The 998-nt window shown below is 72.5% G+C and carries 1 protein-coding gene; it reads left to right on the forward strand.

Annotated features, from left to right (window positions below; genetic code table 11):
* Positions 1–998 (forward strand): NAD(P)/FAD-dependent oxidoreductase (locus AC3A6Y_RS34925; protein WP_487872780.1); only part of this gene is annotated, 998 nt, incomplete at both ends.

Genomic DNA, 998 nt, shown 5'->3' on the forward strand with positions numbered 1-998 from the left:
GAGGTCGACTACCTCGCGCAGGCGCACTGGCACCGCTTCCGCTTCCGCCTGGGCGAGCTCACGGGCATCGACCGCGAGCGGCGCGAGGTGCAGGTTGCCCCTTACCTGGACGACGAAGGCCGGCTGGTCACGCCGGCGCGCGCCTTCGCCTACGACACGCTGGTGGTCGCCATCGGCAGCCTGAGCAACGACTTCGGCACGCCCGGCGTGCGCGAGCATGCGCTGCGGCTCGAGACGAAGGCCGATGCGCAGCGCTTTCACCAGCGCATGGTCAACGCCTGCATCCGTGCGCATGCCCAGACCACGCCGCTGCGGCCCGAGCAGCTGCACGTGGCGATCATCGGCGCGGGCGCCACCGGCGTGGAGCTGGCGGCCGAGCTGCATCGCACCACGCGCGAAGTCATCGCCTACGGGCTGGACCGGGTGGACGCGGAGAAGGACATCCAGGTGAGCGTGATCGAGGCGGCCGACCGCGTGCTGCCTGCGTTGCCGCCGCGCATGTCGGCGGCCACCGAGGCGCTGCTGCGCGAGCTGGGCGTGGACGTGCACACCGCCGCCAAGGTGGCCGAGGTGCTGCCCGAGGGCGTGCGCCTGGCCGACGGCCGCACGCTGCCGGCCGAGCTGGTGGTGTGGGCCGCGGGCGTGAAGGCGGCCGATTTCATGAAGGACATCGCCGGGCTGGAGACCAACCGCAGCAACCAGCTGGTGGTGCTGCCGACGCTGCAGACCACGCGCGACGGCGACATCTTCGCCATCGGCGACTGCGCGGCCTGCGAGTGGCCCGAGGCCAACGGCGGCAAGGGCGGCCTGGTGCCGCCGCGCGCGCAGGCGGCGCACCAGCAGGCCTCGCACGTTGCCGCGCAGATCCGCCGGCGCCTGGGCGGCAAGGCGCTCAAGCCCTACCGCTACCGGGACTTCGGCTCGCTGGTGTCGCTCGGCGAGTTCAGCACCGTGGGCAACATGATGGGCGGGCTGATCGGCGGCAGCCTGATGATCGA

Source organism: Variovorax sp. Soil_C_17, from assembly GCF_057657265.1.